The following is a 21466-nucleotide window of genomic DNA, read 5'->3' on the forward strand; positions in this document are numbered from 1 at the left end:
CGTGATTTTTGCGTCAACTAAATGGGAATGCACCCACCCAGTCTACGACCAGAATCCGTATCATCCTTACGGCCAAGCAACGGAATTTGCTGTCGTTGCAACGGAAGACCATACAGAGATCCAAATCGATCCACCAGCTGATGTAGAGGGTGAAAACTCGGATCCGTACACGATCACACTCCACCGCGGGCAAACGTACCAGTTGCGTCGGAGAATGGACAACGATGATCTGACCGGAACTCTGATTGCCTCCAATAAACCGATCGCGGTATTCAGCGGAAATGAATGTGCGAATGTTCCAACTACATTTGCTGCCTGCGATCACCTTGTCGAGCAACTTCCCCCAACGTCAACTTGGGGATCGTCGTTCTTGTCGATACCGTTCGCCGGTCGCGACGGCGGTGACACATTTCGATTCTTAGCTAATGAAGACGATACGTCTGTCACAGTCAATGGAACAATCGTTGCAGCGCTCGACCAAGGCGAATTCTACGAAACGATCATAGACGGTCCTGCAGAAATCAGCTCCGACAAGCCAATCCTTGTCGGCCAATACGCCAATGGAGCAGCCTATCACAGCACGACCCAAGGCGATCCCTTTATGGTGCTGCTGCCGCCGACACAGCAATACTTGACTGAAATCGTAGTCAGCACGCCTACCGAGACGTTCGAAACGAACCATGTCAACATCATTGCCCAGTCTTCAGCGATCGCCGGCGTCACGATCGATGACGTTGCAGTCGATCCTCTGCTATTCGTCTCGATCGGTGACTCGGGATTTTCCGGGGCGCAAGTCCCAATCACGGTCGGTGAACATGTCATATCAAGCCAGACGCCCATTTCAGTGACGAGCTATGGAATTGATTTCTATGACTCCTACGGGTATATCGGCGGTCAATCACTTTCTTCAATCGGTGACATTGAATCAATCACGATCAATCCGCCAACGGAAGTCGCCGGAGTCGACTCGACGCGACATGCGGTCGCCCGCGTTGCGGACGCATTGGACAACCCAATGGGCGGAATTCTCGTTCAGTTCGAGGTCGAAGGCGTCAACGCTGCAGCAGGGTTTGCCTATACAGACGAGAACGGTTTCGCGGTCTTCCACTACAAAGGAATTAGTGAAGGGACGGATCAAATCTCGGCCGTCGCGGGAACGGAAACCGCCACTGCATCGAAGTCCTGGATTGTCGCGCCCCCGGAAATCGAAATTTCTTCGCCAACGATCGATTTTGATGCAGTCTCAGGTGACACGGTCTTGATCACCGGCATGGCGACAGCCGGCCTTTCGACAGCACCGATCGCCGCAGTGTTGGTCAACGGATCGGCCGTCGACGCGTTAGATGAGCTAGGAAACTTCTTTTACGCGGCGCCAATCTATGGCGGGAAAAATCCGTTCGACTTCACCGCGATTGATATTTATGGTCAAGAGGCATCGACCTCGGTTACGATCGAAGGCTACTCGTTGGACTACGTCGATTCGCAAATCGACTCGGCCAACAGCGGTGACTTTGGCGTTCGTTACGCGACGACATCTTGGTCGGAGTCTGAAGACCGCTTATTCGTCGACCTTTCGGTCCAAAACCTGTCGTCCAGTGAGTTCGAAACTCCGCTCCTGCTCGGGTTTACGAACTTCTCGTCGAATTTGGTGTCGTTGGACAACTTTGACGGGATCACGCTTGACGGAATTCCCTATCTGGACTTCAGCAATCACGTTACCGACGAAACTCTCTCTCCGAACGAATGGACTCAGCAGCGAACGGCTGAGTTTTTGGTGCCGAAACGTAATCAATTCACCTACGATCTGGTCTTGATCGGTGAACCGAATTCGCCGCCAGAATTCAAGTCGGCACCGATCACTGCTACGGTCGCTGGATCTGTTTACGAATACGAATTGCGCGCCGAAGACCCCGACGGAGACGATTTAACGTACCGCATCGCCGCCGGGCCAGATGCGATGTCACTGGTGCCAGCGACGGGAACATCCGGCCCGACGCTGGTCTGGAATTCATCGGTTTCCGACCTCGGACTTCATAACGTCGTCCTGGAGGTTTCCGATCCCGAAGGTGCGGTCGGCGTGCAGGACTACCAACTGTCGGTGCTGACGCCGATTGAGGGTCAGGCCCCGTTCTTCCTGACCAATCCGGTGACGTCGGCCGTCATGGATCTGGCGTATCGCTACGACGTGGCGGCCAAGAGCTTGGCTGGATTGCCGGTGACAATCTCGTTTGATCCCACAATGACCGTTCCCGGTGGAATGCAACTGACACCGACCGGTGACGGCACCGCGGAGATCACATGGACACCGAATGCGAATGATGTTGCATCGTATCCGATCGTGTTGTTGGCGACCGATACGGCAGGCAACTCAACCGAGCAGCCCTATACGTTGGGAGTTTCATCGGAACCCGACAATCGGCCTCCTCTGATTTCCTCCACGGCCCCTGCGACCTACGTTGCCGGTAAAACCAAGCACTATCAGGTTCGCGCGACCGATCCAGATGAAGGAGACATCCTTCACTACACCATCATTGGCAATGGCGGGTTTTCTGGTGCAGACGAGCCGGCCATTGACCCGGCAACGGGTCTGTTCTCGTGGACGCCGCCCCTTGGCCTGACGACTGATGCGAGCTTTACGATCGCGGTTGACGATGGCCTTGGTCTTTCCGACGATGAAATGTTCACCCTGGAACCTTCCGGCGACTCCACCGCATCGATCTCGGGCATTGTTTTCCGCGACCTTGATGGCGACGGTGTGAAATCGGTGACGGAGGCTGGATTGCCCGGAATTCCAGTGTTTATCGATGTCAACGGAAACCAGGCTCCCGATGCCGATGAAGTGCAGGTCAGTTCGACGGTCGACGGCAGCTACCAGTTCGACACGCTTCCCGCGGGCGATCACGTCGTCATGGTCGTTCCCGGGCAGGACGACATCGCGTCGACTTCCGCAGGGGCTTGGCATACCGTGACGCTTGCGGTTGGGCAAACGATCGCGAGTGTTGACTTTGCAATCAGCGCTCGCACTTCAAACAATCAAAAACCGGAGATCACCTCGATTGCTCCGGATGTCGCGCCACGATTGGGGCTGTACGAATATGACGTCGTGGCCAACGATCCGGATGGTGATTCTTTGACGTTCGAACTGCTTCAGTCTCCCGAGGAGATGACGATCGATTCCGAAACCGGAGCGATCCGCTGGACCGCGCCGATTTCGGCGCCGGATCTTGTTTATGTGACCATCCGAGTAGAGGATGAGCATGGTGGTTTCGACATTCAGCCCTACGACATTGCGATCAATGGCAAGTACAACCAACCTCCCGTCATCGAGTCGCCGCCCGTCACTTCGGCAGTGGTCGGCCAGCCCTACATCTATCAGGTAATCGCACAGGACCCAAATCCGGAAGATACGCTCACCTATCTGGTGAACTCGCCGTACATGAACGAGATCATCGTCGACTACGAAACGGGTCTCTTGGAGTGGACTCCGACCAAGGCAGAATCGGTACCGATTTCGATTTGGGTTCGCGACGACGGGATGGGGGCCGATTTCCAAGACTACGTGATCAATGTTTCGGTAAACCCCGACAACACGCCGCCAGAAATTCGCTCCGAAATCTCCGGACGAGTCGCGATCGGCCGCGAATATCGACACGTGTTGGACGTGTTTGATGCCGAAGGCGACGCGTTGACCTACGGCCTGACCTCAACCACGACGGGTTTGTCGGTTTCGCCCGACGGTGTGATCTCCTGGACACCTGCGGCCGACCAAGGCGGTGACCACACTTTCACCGTCACAGTCTCCGACGGCCATCCCAACGGAACGGTCGACAAGACCTATACGCTGACGGCGATCAACGGATCGGCTAACACGCCGCCGCGGATCCAATCGGCGCACTTTATTGACGCGGTCGTTGGCGAATTTTATGAACGACACGTGATTGCAATTGACGACGACGGTGACACATTGGCTTATGTGATCGATGGCCAACCGGGCGGCATGCAGATTCACCCGGCCACGGGCCGTGCCCACTGGACACCGCTCGCATCACAGGTCGGGACATATACGTTTGACGTGATGGTCGTCGACGCGCTCGGGGCTTCGGATCTCGAAACGGTGACGATGAATGTCATCAACGTCAATCGACCACCCACTGTGGCCCCAATCCGCGAGGTAACGACACCCGTCTTGGTTCCCTACCGATATGCGGTCAGCGCCAGCGATCCCGACGGACACCAGCTCACCTTCTCGCTTGGACCCGGTACAACAGCCGACGAACTTGGCGATCTGAACATCGATCCGGACACCGGAGTGATTGATTGGCTCCCTTTGATGGAGGGCCGGCGCGAGATCGATCTTCGAGTCACGGACGAACTCGGCCTGGAAATCAGGATGCAGTTTGATGTCGAATCGCTGCCCGAAGATCACGGTGAGGAACTCTTCAATACGCCTCCCGAATTCACGAGCACACCGCCAAAGCGGATTAAGATCGAAGAACTGTGGTCCTATCAAGTCGCGGCCGACGACGACGATGGAGACACAATCACCTACTCGATGACCACGGCGCCTCCCGGCGCGACGTTTGATCCGGTGACGCAGATTATGGAATGGACTCCAAGCTCCGCCTACATTCAGCAGCTTGTGCCGTTCCGGTTTGAAGCATCCGACGGCAAACAAACCGCCTTTCAGAACGTCTTGATGGGCGTGACCGAGTTCGGGAACTTGGTGCCCGTCATCGACCCGATCGGACCACAGACGATCGTTATTGATTCAACAATGCAATTCCGAGCTGGGGCCAGCGACGGAAATGGTGACGTTCTGTACTACTCGCTGGACGACGATTCCATTGATCTCGGGATCGTGGTTGATCACATCGGCCGCATCGCATGGACCCCCACCATCGATCATGTGGACGATTCGCCGTATTCGGTCACCTTGTCAGTCACCGACACAATCGCAACGTCGACTGAAACCTTTACGATCGACGTCATCACCGACGACACGCCTCCGACGATCGCGTTGTACACCGATCGCGATCAAGCGCTGATCGATCAAACGATCGCAGTCCAAATTGATGCCGTTGACAATCAAGCCATCGCCGAGACGACACTGGTCATCGAATCGTTGGACGACGGCACGACCGTTCAACAGTTGAACATTCCTGTTCCCGTTGACCACCTCGGACGTGCCTCGATCGACACGTCCGTGGCCTTGACCGGAGTGGTCACGTTGTTGGCGACGACGACCGACACGTCCGGAAACTCCGTTGAGGCACGAAAGGATGTCACGATCCTGAACTTGCAAGACGACGGTTACCCCACCGTTCAGCTGACGCAGCCTTCCGGTTCCCTGTCAACTCCGACCGATGTGATCGGTACGGTGACCGACGATACCGGGCTGGTTGACGTTCTGGTCGAACTCTATCCATCCAACGGCAGCGCAGCGATCACGCTCAGCCACTCGACCGGCGATGTCAACAACCTGGTTCCCGAGATTGTTGCCGACGCGGTAGCCCGAATCGACACGACCAATCTGGCGAACGATTCCTATACGCTTGTCGTCTCCGCGACCGACGTTGCCAACAATACTTCGACGGCGGATGTCCGAATCGAAGTCGACTCGGATCTCAAACTCGGGAACCTAACGATCGCGGTTACGGATCTGACGGTGCCGTTCTTGTCCTCTCCGATCCCGATCATCAGGAGTTACGATAGCCTCGGAAACGGCAATCGGGGCTCGGACAAATGGGCAAACGACGAATCGCTTGGGCCGGGATGGCGACTCGGACTTCCCGGCGCGGGTTTGGAAATTTTCCACGCCGACACTTCGTTTAGCACGTTCGACGACAGAATCCCATTGCGCTATGGAGACAAGGCCGTTTTCACACACGTTGATGGCACGACAGAAAGTTGGACTTTCCAGCCGGAACCTGCCAACGCATTGTCGTCATCGCCGCCGATGTCCCACGTCAAATGGGTACCCGATCCGGGGACAACCAGCGCGTTGCTCGTACCAGACACTCCCATCTATTACGTTCAGGGGGAATATCTGATCTTCACGCGCCATGGCGAAGCAAGCTATCAAACGTTTAGCCGAGAAACCGAATTCGTTCAAGTGAGGACCCGAAATGGCACCGTCTATCACCTCAATCCCGATAGCGGAGAAGCGATCTCGGTCGAAGGAACCGATGGAAGTGTTGTCACGATGAGCGACGACGGGTTCATTGCACAAAACGGTGCAAGTGTCCTGATCAACCGCGACCCCAGTGGTCGCATTGCCGAAATCGTTGACCCGCTCGGGAATTCAATCAACTACACCTATGACGCCCGTGGACGCCTGGAATCCTTTACGGACCGATCGGGTCGCGTGGAGCACTATGAGTACCATGGCGACACAGAAAAACTGGCCGGCGTGTTTGATGAAAACGGAAATCGTCTGACAGAATACGAGTTCGATGACGAAGGCGGCCGTCTATCCGTCATCATCGATGCCGAGGGGCGGCGAATTGAAACTCGCACCGATGAGGAGGCGAAGACCGAAACAATCATTGATGCGTTCGGCAACACGACGATGCACGAATACAACTGGGGCGGATTCCCAGTTCGTACGGTCGACGCACTCGGTGGCGAAACGATTCGCGACTTCCGTGGTGATGGGGTACTGCTCTCTGAAATAGACCCGCTCGGACGGGGAACGCATTACGAATACGATGCGATAGGGAGAAAAACCAGCGAAACCGACCCGCTGGGCAACACGTCCTACTGGACGTACTTTGCCGATGGCAGTGTCCGCACGCACACCAATCCCCTCGGCCAAACGACCGTCACGACCATGGCGACACGAGAGCTCGGCGGCGTTCCCTATATGCCCTCGCTGCTCGGCAAGCAGATATTGGAGACCCGCACGACGATTGATCCCAGCGGGGATGCTGTTACGCTCGAACGAGAGTATCAACAGGGTTACAACGGCCTACAGGAATTCTACCTCACGGCCGCAACCGGTTTTGAAACCTACACACGAAGCATTCGCATCGAAGGAGAGGACGAATTCGGAGTATCCAACTTTGTCACTGTCAACTCGACGTACGAACCGATTGCTGACCCTGCATTTCCGTTAGGAAGGTTGCTAACGCAAACCACTCAGAACGCATTCGGTGAAACGGGCCGGGAAGAAGTCTTTGGCAGGACGACGGTCTATCAACGAGATCCGGAGAGTCGCGTGACCAACGTTTCCACATTCACAGGGACGACAACTACCGAATACGACGTGTTCGGACGGGTTGTCGCGACAACCGATCATCTGGGGCGTCGTAGCGAGACCGAATATGATCTCGCAGGCAATGTGCTCGCAGAACTCGTACCCGACTTTACTCCGCTTGATTCGACTGACAACGTTCGATCGTCCAATGTCTACGACATCGCCGGTCGGCTTTACTCGGACATTGACGTGTACGGTCGCACGACGATCTACGAATACGACGAGCTCGGCCGGATCGAATTTACCGTGCTTCCCGACAACACGCCCGCGGATGATACGGACAATCCACGACTCGAAAGCCGCTACGATGCCGCCGGCCAATTGACCGCTAGCATCGATCAGTACGGCCGGGAAACCACCTACACCTACGACCCGGCAGGCCGACAAATCGAATCGGCCTCCCCAAGCGGCGTGGTTCGGCGCACCGTTTACGATGCCGCCGGCCGGCAAATCGCCACCAACGTGCAGCAACCCGGTGCGTCGATCGCGACCGGATCGATGCAGTATTACGACGAATCCGGCCGCACCACGCGCACGGAACAGTACGCCGATCTGGACATCAACCTTTCGACGGATACCAACGGATTCTCGACGACCGCTGTCAACACGGCGAGTCCTGTGAATTTGATCTCATGGACCGAGTCGGTCTATGTCAACGGTCTGCAGACCGAGTTTGTTTCTTCCAGTGGTGACCAAACCGACTACGACTACAACGATCGCGGACAACTGGTCGGTCAAACCGATTCCAGCGGTCTGGGATCGGTGATCACCTACAACTTTGCCGGCAATCAAATCCAGACAATCACCAACACGGTCGATGAGTTTGGAGATGACGTCCAACTGGTTCAGCAAACGGTGTATGACGATTTCGGCCGCGAAATCTATTCGTCGGACTCTGCCCCCATTTCCACGCCAGTCGCCGAAATCACGGGCACCGCGACCGTCTACGACAGCTACGGCCGCGTCGAATCGACCAGCCGTCTGATCGGGCTGGATATCGATATCGACGCGGTAGACGGCTTCGAAGCTTCCAGTCTGGTCGATGCGGGATCAGTGATCTCGACCAGCACCTTTACCTTTGACGACCTCGGTCGATCGAGTGAAACGGTCGACTCCTTCGGTCAGCGCAGTCAAACGGTCTACGATCAATATGGGAATGCCGTTGAATCACGCACCGAATACTTGCCATCGGGCGCGTCGGAAGCCGTTTGGCAGGTTATTCGAACAATCTACGATTCCGAAGGACGTGTGGAATACCAAACCGACGCCTTCCTGTTGCCGATCGGAACGGCACTTGGGGACAACGGCGCGTCCACTCCCTCGGCCCCGGCAACCAAGTATGTCTATGACGACTTCGGGCGACAGATCGCTGTGGAACGACATCGATCTGTTGAGCTTCAACCCTCTGCCGGCCTTTCCGGAGACGTTCATCCGGGTTTTGTCGTCACCGATCCCGGCGAACTCCTCTCGGCCTCCGAAACGCTTTACGATTCCCAAGGCCGAGTCGCGCGAACAATCACCGGCCGGGTTCCGACAACCGCGCTCTCCGCCGACGAACTCGCAGTGCTCACGTTGCCAGCTGAATTTGATTTGCATCTGGGTAACCCAGATTCCTACGCAGCGATCGGACTGACGCCAGGCACGATTCGGGACACTCTGTACGATTCCGCGGGGCGTTTGTCGGCTTCGCTCGAACACCCTCTGGCTGCGGCGGTGGTCGGACTCGATGCGCGCTTCGGCACGGACACGCTCGTCCGGCTCAGAACAGAGTCTCAATACGACGAACTTGGTCGCCTCCAACTGCAAAGATCGGGGCTTGTCCAGGTGATCACCGACACGGGAACTCTCACGGCGGTCGAAGACGATCAGTCGGTCGATAGGGTTTCCCACCGTGATGTCCAAGGGAATCTTGTCCGGACCGACTATGTGACCGGCGGGACAATCCACTATGACAGCCTTACCGATACGACCTCGCGTTCCTCGGGAACGGTGGATTCATTTGTCACCAGTCGTTTTGACGATCAAAACCGATTGGTCGCCGAAATGCAGCAGACTTCTGGGGCAACGACTGCAACTTGGTCGGATGTTGAAGAATCGTACGTTGACGGATCAGGAAATCTGATTCCGACGAAGCTCTATCGATACAACGACCGGGACCAGCTGACATCCGTTGAACTGCCTGCGGTTCCCGATCCCCTGTCGGCCGATCAACTCGTCAGACCGAAATACCAATACGCCTACGACGAGCTTGGTCAACAGGCAACGATCATCGATCCGCTCCTTCGCGAGACACGGTTCACCTACGATTCCGGCGGACAACAGGTGTCACGAACCTTGCCGATCGGCTTTGGAACAGACGGTGCGATTGCCGACCAGATCGAATTGGATTCCTGGATTCAGGATCTCGGATCAGGTTCCGCGGCCTTTACCGAGACGATGACTTATGACGACCATGGTCGTCAGGCCACGCATGTCTCGTTTGAAGGTGTGGTGACGGAAAACGTCTACGAACCGGCGACGGGACGACTCAGCGAGCGGCGGTATTTTGAGTCCGTCGCCGCCTACGATAACGGCATCGGCACGGCCGACGAGACTTGGCGATACGGCTACGACGGCCTGGGACACCGAACTCAGGCAACCAAGCTGGATTCGGCGGGCAACGTCCTGCGTTCGGAAACGACGGCCTACGACGATCTCGGCCGCGTGTTCGCTGAAGTCTCCGAAGAAGGCGTTTTGCACTATCGGTACGATCCGTTGGGCCGCATGACGGCGACGGAAATTCACCCCGTCGGCACGGCAGTTTCGGCACTTCCGGGCGCAACACCTGAGCGAAGCACGGCGTATACCTACGATGCCCTGGGCCGTCTGGACACGGTCACCGAGTCCGCAAACTCCGTCGAGCAACACGAAACCGACTACGCCTATGACCTCCAAGGTAGAGTCGCCGACCACTCCGTGGTCGATGCGTCAACTGGCAACCTCATCACGACGGATTACGACTACGACGCCCTCGGCCGCCTGGACACCCAAACGGACACCGACCAATCGGGCAACACGCTGGCCGAATACGACTACGACGTCCGCGCCGACGGCAAACGAACCAAACTCACCGAGCGTTTCGCCGTCGACCACGATAACGATCCGCAAACGGCTCTGGTCCTCTCTGATCCAACCACTTACGACTGGACCTACGACGACGTTGGCAGACTCACCGACGAAGTCATCGACCACTGGGACGACACGCTCGACCAGACCGAGAGTTTCACTTACGACCTCACCGGCAACCGCGTCAGCTTGGAACGTGACCACGGAAACGACGGCGTCGACCAGGCCATCACCTACAACTTCGACGCCAATGACCGACTCATTGATGAAGTCCTCGATGACTTGGTCGATGACAACAATGACACCACGACGACGTACACCTACGATCACACGCAGAACACGTCCAAGACGGTCGCCTCCACCTCGACACTCGTCACTCGCAGCTCGCAACTCTTCTCCTACAACCTGCAAGGCCGCATGAACGCGGTCGTCAACGAAGGTTACGACGCGGCGGGTGTGTTGAACTCCCGCGAACGTGCCAGTTACGAGTACGACAGCAAGTCCTACCGCGTCTCGCTCACTTCCGAAAATGGAACAACACTGTCTGCCGACCTCGCTGCTGAGGTCTGGAGCCTGACGTCTGAAGCCTCCTTCTTGGCCGACCACCACAACCACGCCGATTACACACAGACGATTCGCGAAACGACCTACGACGACCAGGGCGCGGTGGTCAAGCAGGTCGACTTCACGTTCGGCAGTGATGAAATCGCTCAGACCGTCACCGAGGGCGGCACAACTGAGACGCATGTGTTCGGTCACGACGGCCATGGCAGCGTTCGCGTGCTGTACGCCCTCGCTGGCACCGCTGAGTCAATCGCCCAAGTCTTCACCTTCGCCGCATATGGCGAGATGCTCGCCGTGCACGGCGCTGACGGCGTCTCAGTGCCCGTGTTGCAGCGATTGAGCAGCCTTGGCTACTCCGGCGAGCACTTCGATGCCAAAGCTCAGCAGCAGTACCTCAGGGCGCGGTTCTACGACCCGGTGAGTGGAAGGTTCAATCGGCTGGACCCGTTCTCGGGTTGGCTGGAAGACCCGCAGTCGCTGCACAAGTACGCCTATGTGCATGGGGATCCGATACAGGGACTTGATCCGACTGGAGAGTTTTTCGCTGCCGCAATCGGTAGTGTGGTTTCGACCTTAGGAAATTTGATCAGAAACAACAAAACGGCTGCAGTTGGAGTCGTTGCTATTGATCGGACCGCAACACTAGCGGACGCGGTGACCGCAGCGTCGCTGCTTGCTATTGGATCGTCAGTCCCTTTTCCACTATTGGCTGGACTACTTGTGTCTTTGATTCCTGGTGCGGGAATTGCGAAAATTCTGGGAAAGAGCTTCGACGTGCTCGGAACTACCGGGAGGTTAGTGATCGGCTCGGGAGGCGATCTCGCAACGGTTCTGGCTCAAGGTGGAAAAGGAAGACTAGATGACGCAGGAGAACTACTTTCTACCTATATTCAAAAACTTGATGACTACGTTCCAGATGAAAAACTTGTGCAGCTTGGTGGGGAACTCGGCACAGTAAAAACGGCGCAGAAGCTGGGACTTGAACCGTTGGATGATTTTATTGTTCGATATCGTGGGATCGATGGCCTCTACAAGAACGGCGACAAGTTTGTGATTGCAGAAGCCAAGGGTTTCAGTAAGGGATCCTCTCCGACACTCGGCATCACCAAGCATGGGGAGCAATTGAGCCAACAGTGGATTCAACGTCAAGCCACGAAGCTAATCAACAAAGGTGGTGAATTCCGAAAGTGGGGACTGGAATTGCAAGACGCCATTGACGAGCGCAGAGTTCAAGTGTTGCTGACAAAAACGCCTGTTGATAAAGGAGCAAAAACCGTGGGAGAGACAACATTCGAGCTGAGAAACTATTCGCAGTTGGGCGCAATTTCATACAATCCTTAATAGTGAGTACTTGAATGAAAGAATATCGTGACACGATAGCATCGAGAATCGGATGGCCTGCCGAAGACCTGGACATCTCATACTTTGAGTCAGCGTTGAAGAAACGTCTGCAAATTCCAGAAGCTGATACAAATGAGTCAGTTAAGAAGACCATCGCAAATTACTCATGGCAAATCATGCTCGCCAAATTTGTAGCTGAAGAGCGCTCCGAGTGTCTGCTTTGGTCTACCAAGACATTGTCCGCGTGCGAAGACTACTTCTTTGGAGGCTGGCGAGACCGAATCGTGCCGAATGTATCGTTGAATGGATCGCTATCTAACAGGGACCTCAATAATCGATACCAACAATGGATTGAGGAATTGGTGCCCGCCCACTTGGCCGCCGGTTTGCTTGGAAATTGGGATGCCTTCCATCGCTTCAGCAGTTTCCTTCACCCAGACGTCACTACTGACTCATGCGAATGGTTCGCATCGGATGGTTTTTGGCGTTATTTTTGCTTCTCCCAGTGTGGGCACGGCCGAGCTGCCAAATCGGCACTCTCCGATATTGGCGTAGGCAGTCCGAACACATACGAACTCTTATTAGTGAACCTGCTAGACTCGGTACGCGATAATGCCGTGGAAAAGTTCCAGCGATCACTTGATTCAGTTGGCCGGATGTTTCGAAAGACAGTTGGGAAACGGGATTATCTTCCGTGCAAGTTGGCGCTCGATGTATCAGTTGTCTTGCTTTTCGCCACTCATGAACGAGTCAAATTCGACATTCCCAATACGCTGATAGATCGACTGGTAATTTTCAATTCTTAGCGAAAAATTGTGACCGGCCTTTTTGACATCGCACTTTGTGCCGAATTGAGACGGAGGACTAGAAAAGCACTGTCATAACCGAACTTTGTTTTGCTCAGGTTTGCGCAAAGCGCGCGAACCGGTAGCGGCATTACCTCACGGTAACTTTTTTGCGACTCAAAGTCCAATGGCTTGTCGGCTACTGAGGCACGTCTCTCTCAGCATGGATGGTTCAGTCTCGCCACCCTGGTAGATATCCGAAGCTTAGGAGCCTCACACTGTCTTATCCGGCGTTTGAACCGCTGACAGAGCACCACGCTTTTGCCACGGGCTTGTTGACTGCAGCTGCTCGCGCAGCCGCGCCTGCCCTCGGGATCAGATCGATGTTTTCAGTGTGCCACTTGCGTAGCGATGACAAGCCAACGGAGACCCTAAGCTTCGGACGAATTCGATTCTAACTCAGATTCTTGGCAGACTCCAAGGCGGATTAGTAATGGAATCAATAGGTCCCCGATCGATACTGCTCCACGACGTTTCTCACGACGCAACTTTGCGAGCGGCGTCTTGGATTCTTCGCCATGTGTCGCTTTGGGAAGCCACTTAAACGCTTCGTTCATGTCGGCCACGGTCGCGTCGAGTGGTGTGCCGTGTTTGCGATGGAATTCGCGAAGCTTGAAGAGTAGGTAGTCTCGATCGACTCCTTTGCCGCGCCAGACCTGTCGTCCGCTGACGATTTGAAACACCATTCGGTTGGCACGGTTGGCGATTCGGCACTGACGATCTGCCGTAGAAATGCCACGCCGTTTCATGACTGCGGCAAGGCCACGATAGAACGGATGGCACTTGATCAGATTCTTGGCAATCAGAATGCATGCTGCTCGCAGGCGACGGTTACAGTTCTTCGCGACGCTGTCCGAGGACTAGAAAAGGGGAAGGGGGGGGGGAATAAAGGCGGCGGACGATCGTCTGGACATGGGCACCGAGTCCGCAAACTCCGTCGAGCAACTCGAAACCGACTACGCCTATGACCTGCAAGGTAGAGTCGCCGACCACTCCGTGGTCGATGCGTCAACTGGCAACTCTATCACGACGGATTACGACTACGACGCCCTCGGCCGTCTGGACACCCAACGGACACCGACCAATCGGGCAACACCCTCGCTGAATACGACTACGACGTCCGCGCCGACGGCAAACGAACCAAACTCACCAAGCGTTTCGCCTTCGACCACGACAACGATCCGCAGACCGCTCCGGTCCTCTCTGATCCAACCACTTACGATTGGACCTACGACGCCGTTGGTCGTCTGACCGATGAAGTCATCGACCACTGGGACGACACGCTCGACCAGACCGAAAGCTTCACTTACGACCTCACCGGCAACCGCGACCAAGAAACGACCGAAGCGACGAAAACGCAGGCAAGCTGCTACGGCTGATCGTCCGGAGACGACGGAGAAGCAGCCCGACCTGAAGATTGAAGGGCTCAAGTACTTTGAGATGCTTCAGCCATTGTTGGAGCATCTGCACGACGAGCAGTGCGAGCGTGACACAGCCGACAATCGCAAGTTGCACTACGATCAATACTGCATGCTTGTGTTGCTGTACGTTCTAAATCCGACCGTGTCGAGCTTGCGAGCGCTCACGCAGGCGAGCGAACTGGCAAAGGTGCAAAAGCGGCTCGGCTCGTCAAAGACCTCGCTGGGATCGTTCTCTGAAGCGAGTCGCGGAAGCGAAAGCTGCCAAGTCGGAGTCTGCAAAAAATCTCTAACAAGCGATACGGGGAGTCGTTTTAGAATGATTCACCCGGCGTCGATGCTGCGCGCTCGGTAAGATGCGTGCTGTTTGGCGATCCACTGCATCGCCGTATAGCATCGCCCCTTCCTTCTAAGCGTCTGACCCCGCCGTTTCATGCAACAGAGCAAACGCCGGGCCGAACACTATTGCTCCCTTCCCCTTTTCTAGTCAAGAATCGGCAAAAGCCTAGACACCAACACGTCTGCCGGTGCTGTGGGGATTCACAGCATCTCGTGAGGCAGAAACTTCACCATCCGACTCGGCACGACAAAGAGGTGCGCTCCATTTGGCTCGATCGGTTCGTGCGATCCGTCGTGAATCTTGCCAAGATTTCTTGAGAAGTGTCGAGGGACGCGGCAGACGTGATGATGATCGAATAGGATGGTTCGGCTCGTTGTTTCAACATCTTCCGGTTGCCGCCCCATGTCATCACATCATCTGCTTTGCCGAACCGCTCGCCTCGCGCTGCTAGCCACGGCAACTTTGCTGACGCCGATCCTGTCTCCGGCGCTCCTAATGGCCGAGTCGACGAATCGTCCCAACATCGTCTACATCATGGCCGACGACCTGGGCTGGTCGGACGTCGGTTACAACGGCGCAACATTCTATGAAACGCCAAACATCGACGCGCTGTGTGCATCCGGCATGGAGTTCACGTCCGCGTACCCCGGGGCGGCCAATTGCATGCCCTCACGCGCCTGCATCATGTCCGGCATGTACGTGTCTCGCACCCAGATGTGGACGCCGGGGATGAGGGCCAAGGGAGACTCCTCGAAGATGAAGTTCCTGGTTCCACGCAACAAGGACAAGAAGGGCGATGGCGTGTTTCCGTCCAAGGGCGCCCTTCCGCCGAGCGTGGTTTCGATCGTGGAAGTACTGCATGACGCCGGTTACAAAACCGCCCATTTCGGCAAATGGCACCTCGGTCCCGATGGCCAGGGTTTCGATGTCAACGACACCAATGGGTTGGGCGCCGGGCTTGGCCAAAAGTTCTACGGCAACATCGACGTCGCCGAAAACCTGACCAATGCGGCCTGCGAGTTCATCGACCAGAATCGCTCGAATCCGTTCTTCATTTACCTTTGCCATTGGGACGTGCATTCGCCGATACGGGCCCGTAAAGAGGTTGTCGCAAAGTACGAAAAGAAACTGGAAAGTCGCGATTGGGATCGCAAGTGGAATCCGACCTATGCGGCGATGATCGAAGCGGTCGACACCAGCGTCGGCCGCATCCGCGAGAAGCTCCAACAACAGGGTTTGGCGGAGAACACACTGTTCATGTTCACGTCCGACAATGGCGGTGCTTCCGGGGTCACCTGGTGTGAACCGCTCAAGGGGGCCAAGGGCGCCTTTTACGAAGGCGGCATCCGCGTTCCGGCTTGCGTCAGTTGGCCCGGCGTGGTCGAACCGGGCAGTACGTGCGACACGCCGATCACGGGGGTCGATTTGATGCCGACGTTCGCGGATCTGGCCGGTGCGACGCTGCCCACCACCCAGGTCGTCGATGGCAAATCCTGGCTGCCACTCTTGTCGGGGCAATCCCTTCCCGAACGCAACATTTTCTGGCACTATCCGCTGTACCTGTCCGGTGCCGGATACAATCAGGTCATTCCGGTCTTCGGAACGGAGCAAATGGTTTGGCGGGCGACGCCATGCAGCGTGATCCGTCGTGGAAACTGGAAATTGATCCAGTTCTTCGAGGACGACTCGGTCCAGCTTTTTAATCTTCGTTCCGATCTCGGCGAGCAACACGACCTTTCCAAATCCAATCCCGAAAAAGCGGCCCAGATGCTGGAGCACCTTCGGCAATGGCAGTCAGACACCCAGGCGGTTATCCCGACCAAGCTGAATCCCGATTTCGGCAAATCCAGCGGCGGTCGACGCTCGGCCCCCAACAAGAACCGGTAGTCGCCGATTCCACTTCCGATCGATCCACATTCGAAACGTACACTTTTCAATCAACTCATTGGAGCGACATCACAGATGAAAGCTTGGATCTTATCACTCGTCACTTTGCTCGCCGTCTCACCGACGATGGCCGAACCGCTGGTCTATGAAGGAACCGAAGGGATCGGCAAGGGCAAACACATTGTGTTCATCGCCAATGACCACGAGTATCGTTCGGAGCAGACGTGTCCGGCGCTGGCAAAGATGCTGGCCAAACATCATGGCTTCCGCTGCACCGTCCTGTTCGGCGTGGATGAGCAAGGTTCGATCAAGCCGGGGGCTCGATTGGTGCCCGGGATGGAAGTCCTCAAGGACGCCGACATGCTGTTCTTCTTCACCCGTTTTATGAATCTGCCCGATCAACAAGCCGATCTGTTGGTCGATTATTTCGAACGCGGCGGCCCGGTCGTCGGCGTGCGAACCTCGACGCACTGCTTCAACGGCCAAAAAGGAAAATGGGCCAAGCTGAACTACAACTACTCCGGCGATGACTACCACGGCGGACTCGGCGAACAGGTTTTTGGCAACACCTGGGAAAAGGAACGCGGCCAAAGCCACTATGGGACGAACCATCAAATGGGCAGCCGAATCACGCCGGTCGCCGGCGCCGAGGCCCATCCCATCCTCCGCGGCGTCGAGCAGATTCACGCCTACTCCGGTGCCTACAAATCGCACCCGCCGGCCGATGCCGCCGAGTTGCTGGAAGTCCAGGTGCTCAACACGTTTGGCCCCAGCGATGACATCAACACCGAGAAACCGTTGGTCAACGCGGGTTGGGCACGCGACTCCTACGTCGCCCCCTCCGGGAAGAAGCAGAACGCGCGGGTCGTCTACGCCTCGTTCGGCGCCTCCGAAGACCTGCTCAGCGAAGACGGGCGTCGGTTTCTCGTCAACGCGTGCTTGTGGGCGTGCGGCATGGAGGACACGATCAAACCGAACCTGGACGTCAGCCTCGTCGGTGATTACGCCCCCACCCCGTATTCCAACGGCGCGTTTTATTACGAAGGTGTCAAACCGTCGGATCTGACCGGTTGGGACTCGCGCGTCATGCCCGCTGCGGCCCCGTTGGCGGGAGTGGACGACGCAAAGAACGTTCGCCGGCGAAGGGGCGCGCTGGCCAACCGGCCTGAATTGAAGGCGCAACTGGCCGAAAAATACCCGAGTCTTTATGGGCCCGACGCGGATCTGCCGGTGACACCACCGCGAACCAAAACGAAGTAGCACCGTGAAACGCTTCAAGACCGTGGATGAATTCATTGCCGGATCTGAAAGCTGGCAGGATGAATTGAAACGACTTCGCGAGATCTTACGGTCGACGGAACTCGACGAGACGGTGAAGTGGGGCGCGCCCTGTTATACCTACGAGGGCAAGAACCTGGTCGGAATCGGTGCGTTCCAATCCTATTTCGGGTTATGGTTCTTCCAGGGAGGCTTGTTGTCCGACCCCGAGGGCGTTTTGATCAACGCCCAAGACGGTAAAACAAAAGCCATGCGTCAGTGGCGTTTGACGTCGATGAAAGAGATCAAACCCCGCACGATCAAAGCCTACGTCAAGGAAGCGACCCAATTGCAGATTGAGGGACACGAGATCAAGCCCGTGCGTGGAAAGCCCGTGACGATCCCGCCGGAGTTGAAGGCGGCGTTGGCCCGAAACAAGACGGCCAGGACCGCCTTTGACCAGCTCACCCCAGGCAAGCAACGTGAATACGCCGACTACATCGCCGATGCCAAACGCGACACGACGAAAGCATCACGCCTCGAAAAAATCCTTCCGATGATCGCCCAAGGAAAGGGGCTGAATGACAAGTATCGTTGAATCGCGACAGACGCCAGGACTCGATTCCGCGGGCGTCGCTAGAAACCGATTCCCCAACCGTTGGTGTCCAGCCTTGAGAGACCGTCCGGCTTAAGGCGATCGCTTTTCGGATGTACGATGGCCCTTCCGGGCCGTCGCCCGTGGGGCTCTGCGCGACGACCTAGAAAGGACGTCGTACACCCCTCCGACAACCACCTCTCACCCATTCGGTCAGATTCTCCCCTTCTCTCGTTAACCAGCTTGCTTGTCGATTTGTGGGGGAGAGGCGTGCCCGTGCATCGATTAGAAATCCGGTAGTCATAAAATTGAAATCCCTCGGCGTCACCCAGGCCACGAGGATCGGCTAAAGCCTAGACACCAACACGTATGCTCGATGCCCCATTTCGACCTCGAAATGGGGCACCAACGTGTCGTCACAGGATTTTCATCAGTCTAACCGTCGTCCAGGCCATTTTTCTGGCGGAGTGATTCAACTGGCGCAATGGTGGGGCAAATTGATTTACAATCGTTGTCGGACTTTAATCGCGGATCGAAACCTGCATGTCAGCCGACCTCCCGGATGCACCGATGAAACACTTCTCTTTGTTCCTTGCGCTGACCGCGATTTCCAGTCTCTGGTTCGGCGTTGGCGTTTCGAGTTTAAGGGCCGATGCCCCACGCCCCAACATTCTGTACTTCTATGTCGATGACATGGGCTGGGGGTCGATCGGACCGAACGGCCAAGCCGATCGCCGTGCCAAGGGTTTGGCTTCGGTGCGCACGCCGAACCTGGATCAACTCGCCGCCCACGGATTGAACTTCACACGCGGCTATGGATGCCACGTATGTTCCCCCGCCCGATCGTCCCAGCAATCGGGGTTCCACCAAGGCCACACGTTCGCCGATCGCAATGATCCCAACAACGCCAAAAAGGCGATGCGGGCGGACGATATTTTGATGGGAGATGCGTTGTCGGCAGCCGGCTACGTGACGGGATACTGGGGGAAATGGGGATACGGAGGCTCCAAGGACCAAGCCAATCCCGTCATCGACAACGTGCAAACGCTGCCGACCTCGCACGGATACCGACACGTTCTTGCCGAACTGCACCACGTCCGGGCGCACACGTTTTTTCAACCGACCTTGTGGAACGCGCCCGCATCACCCGGTGCCGTCGGCGGCATCGAGCTGATCCCGAACTCAATGGCCCGCTACCAAGGTCGCGCGAACTATCCGAACACGCCGGCCCTGCAAGATCACCCCGACTATCCCAAGACCGCGTACTGCGACGACTGCTACGCCTTTGCCGCGTTAGACTTCGTCCGCGACCAGGCAAACAACTACAATCGATCCGGCCAACCGTTCTTTGGCTTGCTGGCCGTGCAAATCCCCCATGCCCCGTTCGGTGAAATCGAACGCCTGCCAGACTGGGACCATGCCTACGCCAACGATCCGCACTACGCCAACCTTGCCGACCAAACCCGGCAGTGGGCGGCGATGGTCACCCGCATCGACGCACACTTCGGCAACATCCTGGCGGCATTGGAAGACCCGAACAACGACGGCGACACATCCGATTCGATTGCCGACAACACGCTGGTGATCTTTCAAAGCGATAACGGTGGCCCCGGCGGCAAGAACCTTGTCGAACTCGACGCCAACGGCGGGCTGCGCGGGACCAAGGGCAGCATTCAAGAAGGCGGCATCCGCGTGCCGTTGCTGATGCGTTGGCCGGCGATGATTCATGACCAATCGATTCTGAAAGCTGGCACCGATGTCGATCGTGTCGTCGACGTGACCGACCTGCTGCCAACCTTCTGTGAACTCGCCGGCGCCAAGCCGCCGCTGGGCATCGATGGCGTGTCCCTGGCGCCGACGCTGACCGGCCGGGGCCAACAACGCACACGCGACTTCATCATCCACGAAGCCGGCAACGGGCAATCCATCATCCGTGGCAATCTGAAACTGGTTCGCACCAAAAAGGGCTTCCAACTCTACGACCTTGATGCGGATCACGCCGAAGCCAACGACATCGCCGCGGCGCATCCCGAACTGGTCCAAGAACTCGAAACGCTGTTGCTGGGCGAACGGGTCGATGAGCCTCGTGGATTCGCCAACACCTATCACCATTGGACGGGGAAAGACGGAGCGTCGACGTCCGACGCGGCCAACTGGTCCGACTATCGCTACGCCAACGCGGGCGTCACGTACATGACCGACGATGGTGCTCCGCAATTGTCCTGGACCGCTCGCATCGACAACAACGGCGATCGTCCCAACATCGCCCGCGCCGATCAGGACTTGCAGTTTCTGGGGCTGCAGATCCGCGGCGGAGATTCAAAGAACGCAGCCCAGTCGTTGGAGTTGGGGCGGGACGTGAACCTGACCGGACGCAACGAAATTCGAATCGCAGCCGGCGGATCGTTGACGCTCAATCAAGGCACGCTCTCGACGCTGCGTTGGATCGAAGTCTTGCCCGACGGCACACTCACCGGGGCCGGCACGATCGATGGCACGCTCTACAATGACGGTCTGGTCAACCTGGTCGGAACCGAACGCCCGCAATTGAGCATCCACGCTGACTATCACCAATTGCAGCACGGCACGCTCCGCGTCGCCGATATCGGGCAAAACCACGCACCGGTGCAGATCCATGGGACCGCGACCTTGGCAGGCGAATTGGTCGTGACGACCGGCAACGGATTCAAGCCGATTCCTGGGCAAACCTACACCGTCATGGCGGCCAACCGAATCGTCGGCTCCTTCAGTAACCCGGACGGCGAAGTCGTGGCCGCCGACGGAACGCGTTTCACGATCGTGTATGACGAAGACCACGTCTCGCTGCGCTGTCATTGATCCAACCCCCGAACGAACAAC

General features: G+C 56.8%; 7 protein-coding genes and 1 pseudogene. 7 read left to right on the forward strand and 1 reads right to left on the reverse strand.

Annotated elements, in window-relative coordinates; translation table 11 throughout:
• The first annotated feature begins 1 nt into the window (after position 1).
• Both Enr13x_RS25565 and Enr13x_RS25570 read left to right on the forward strand, forming a co-directional pair.
• On the forward strand, positions 2–12265 hold the full coding sequence (locus Enr13x_RS25565; RefSeq protein ID WP_231744444.1) for a putative Ig domain-containing protein: 12264 nt from the start codon (positions 2–4) through the stop codon (positions 12263–12265).
• A gap of 14 nt (positions 12266–12279) precedes the next feature.
• Entirely contained in the window at positions 12280–13071 is a 792-nt protein-coding gene (locus Enr13x_RS25570) for a hypothetical protein (RefSeq protein WP_145389630.1), read from the forward strand.
• A 410-nt stretch (positions 13072–13481) separates the two neighbouring features.
• Here Enr13x_RS25570 and Enr13x_RS25575 read toward each other — a convergent pair whose 3' ends face one another.
• A complete protein-coding gene (locus Enr13x_RS25575) occupies positions 13482–13859 on the reverse strand; it encodes a hypothetical protein (RefSeq protein WP_145389631.1) in 378 nt (125 codons plus the stop codon).
• 589 nt (positions 13860–14448) lie between these two features.
• Between Enr13x_RS25575 and Enr13x_RS39120 the strand changes: the two are divergent.
• From Enr13x_RS39120 to Enr13x_RS25605, 5 genes and pseudogenes are all read left to right on the forward strand, one after another.
• Positions 14449–14772: pseudogene (locus Enr13x_RS39120) on the forward strand (IS4 family transposase); the annotation flags it as partial.
• A 498-nt stretch (positions 14773–15270) separates the two neighbouring features.
• A complete protein-coding gene (locus Enr13x_RS25590; protein ID WP_197455356.1) occupies positions 15271–16755 on the forward strand; it encodes a sulfatase in 1485 nt (494 codons plus the stop codon).
• A 75-nt stretch (positions 16756–16830) separates the two neighbouring features.
• Complete coding sequence (locus Enr13x_RS25595; RefSeq protein WP_145389634.1) at positions 16831–18015, forward strand: hypothetical protein; 1185 nt, start codon at positions 16831–16833, stop codon at positions 18013–18015.
• A 4-nt stretch (positions 18016–18019) separates the two neighbouring features.
• On the forward strand, positions 18020–18610 hold the full coding sequence (locus tag Enr13x_RS25600; RefSeq protein ID WP_145389635.1) for a YdeI/OmpD-associated family protein: 591 nt from the start codon (positions 18020–18022) through the stop codon (positions 18608–18610).
• A gap of 567 nt (positions 18611–19177) precedes the next feature.
• Positions 19178–21445: a sulfatase-like hydrolase/transferase gene (locus Enr13x_RS25605; RefSeq protein WP_197455357.1), complete on the forward strand. Its 2268-nt coding sequence runs from the start codon at positions 19178–19180 to the stop codon at positions 21443–21445.
• Positions 21446–21466: the final 21 nt, after the last annotated feature.

Source organism: Stieleria neptunia (genome assembly GCF_007754155.1).
GTDB lineage: Bacteria > Planctomycetota > Planctomycetia > Pirellulales > Pirellulaceae > Stieleria > Stieleria neptunia.

Bases quoted from the DNA above. Each gene is read 5' to 3' on its own strand.
- Enr13x_RS25575 (WP_145389631.1), bottom strand. From the start codon at position 13,859: ATGAAACGGCGTGGCATTTCTACGGCAGATCGTCAGTGCCGAATCGCC.
- Enr13x_RS25570 (WP_145389630.1), top strand. From the start codon at position 12,280: ATGAAAGAATATCGTGACACGATAGCATCGAGAATCGGATGGCCTGCC.
- Enr13x_RS25605 (WP_197455357.1), top strand. From the start codon at position 19,178: ATGAAACACTTCTCTTTGTTCCTTGCGCTGACCGCGATTTCCAGTCTC.
- Enr13x_RS25590 (WP_197455356.1), top strand. From the start codon at position 15,271: ATGTCATCACATCATCTGCTTTGCCGAACCGCTCGCCTCGCGCTGCTA.
- Enr13x_RS25595 (WP_145389634.1), top strand. From the start codon at position 16,831: ATGAAAGCTTGGATCTTATCACTCGTCACTTTGCTCGCCGTCTCACCG.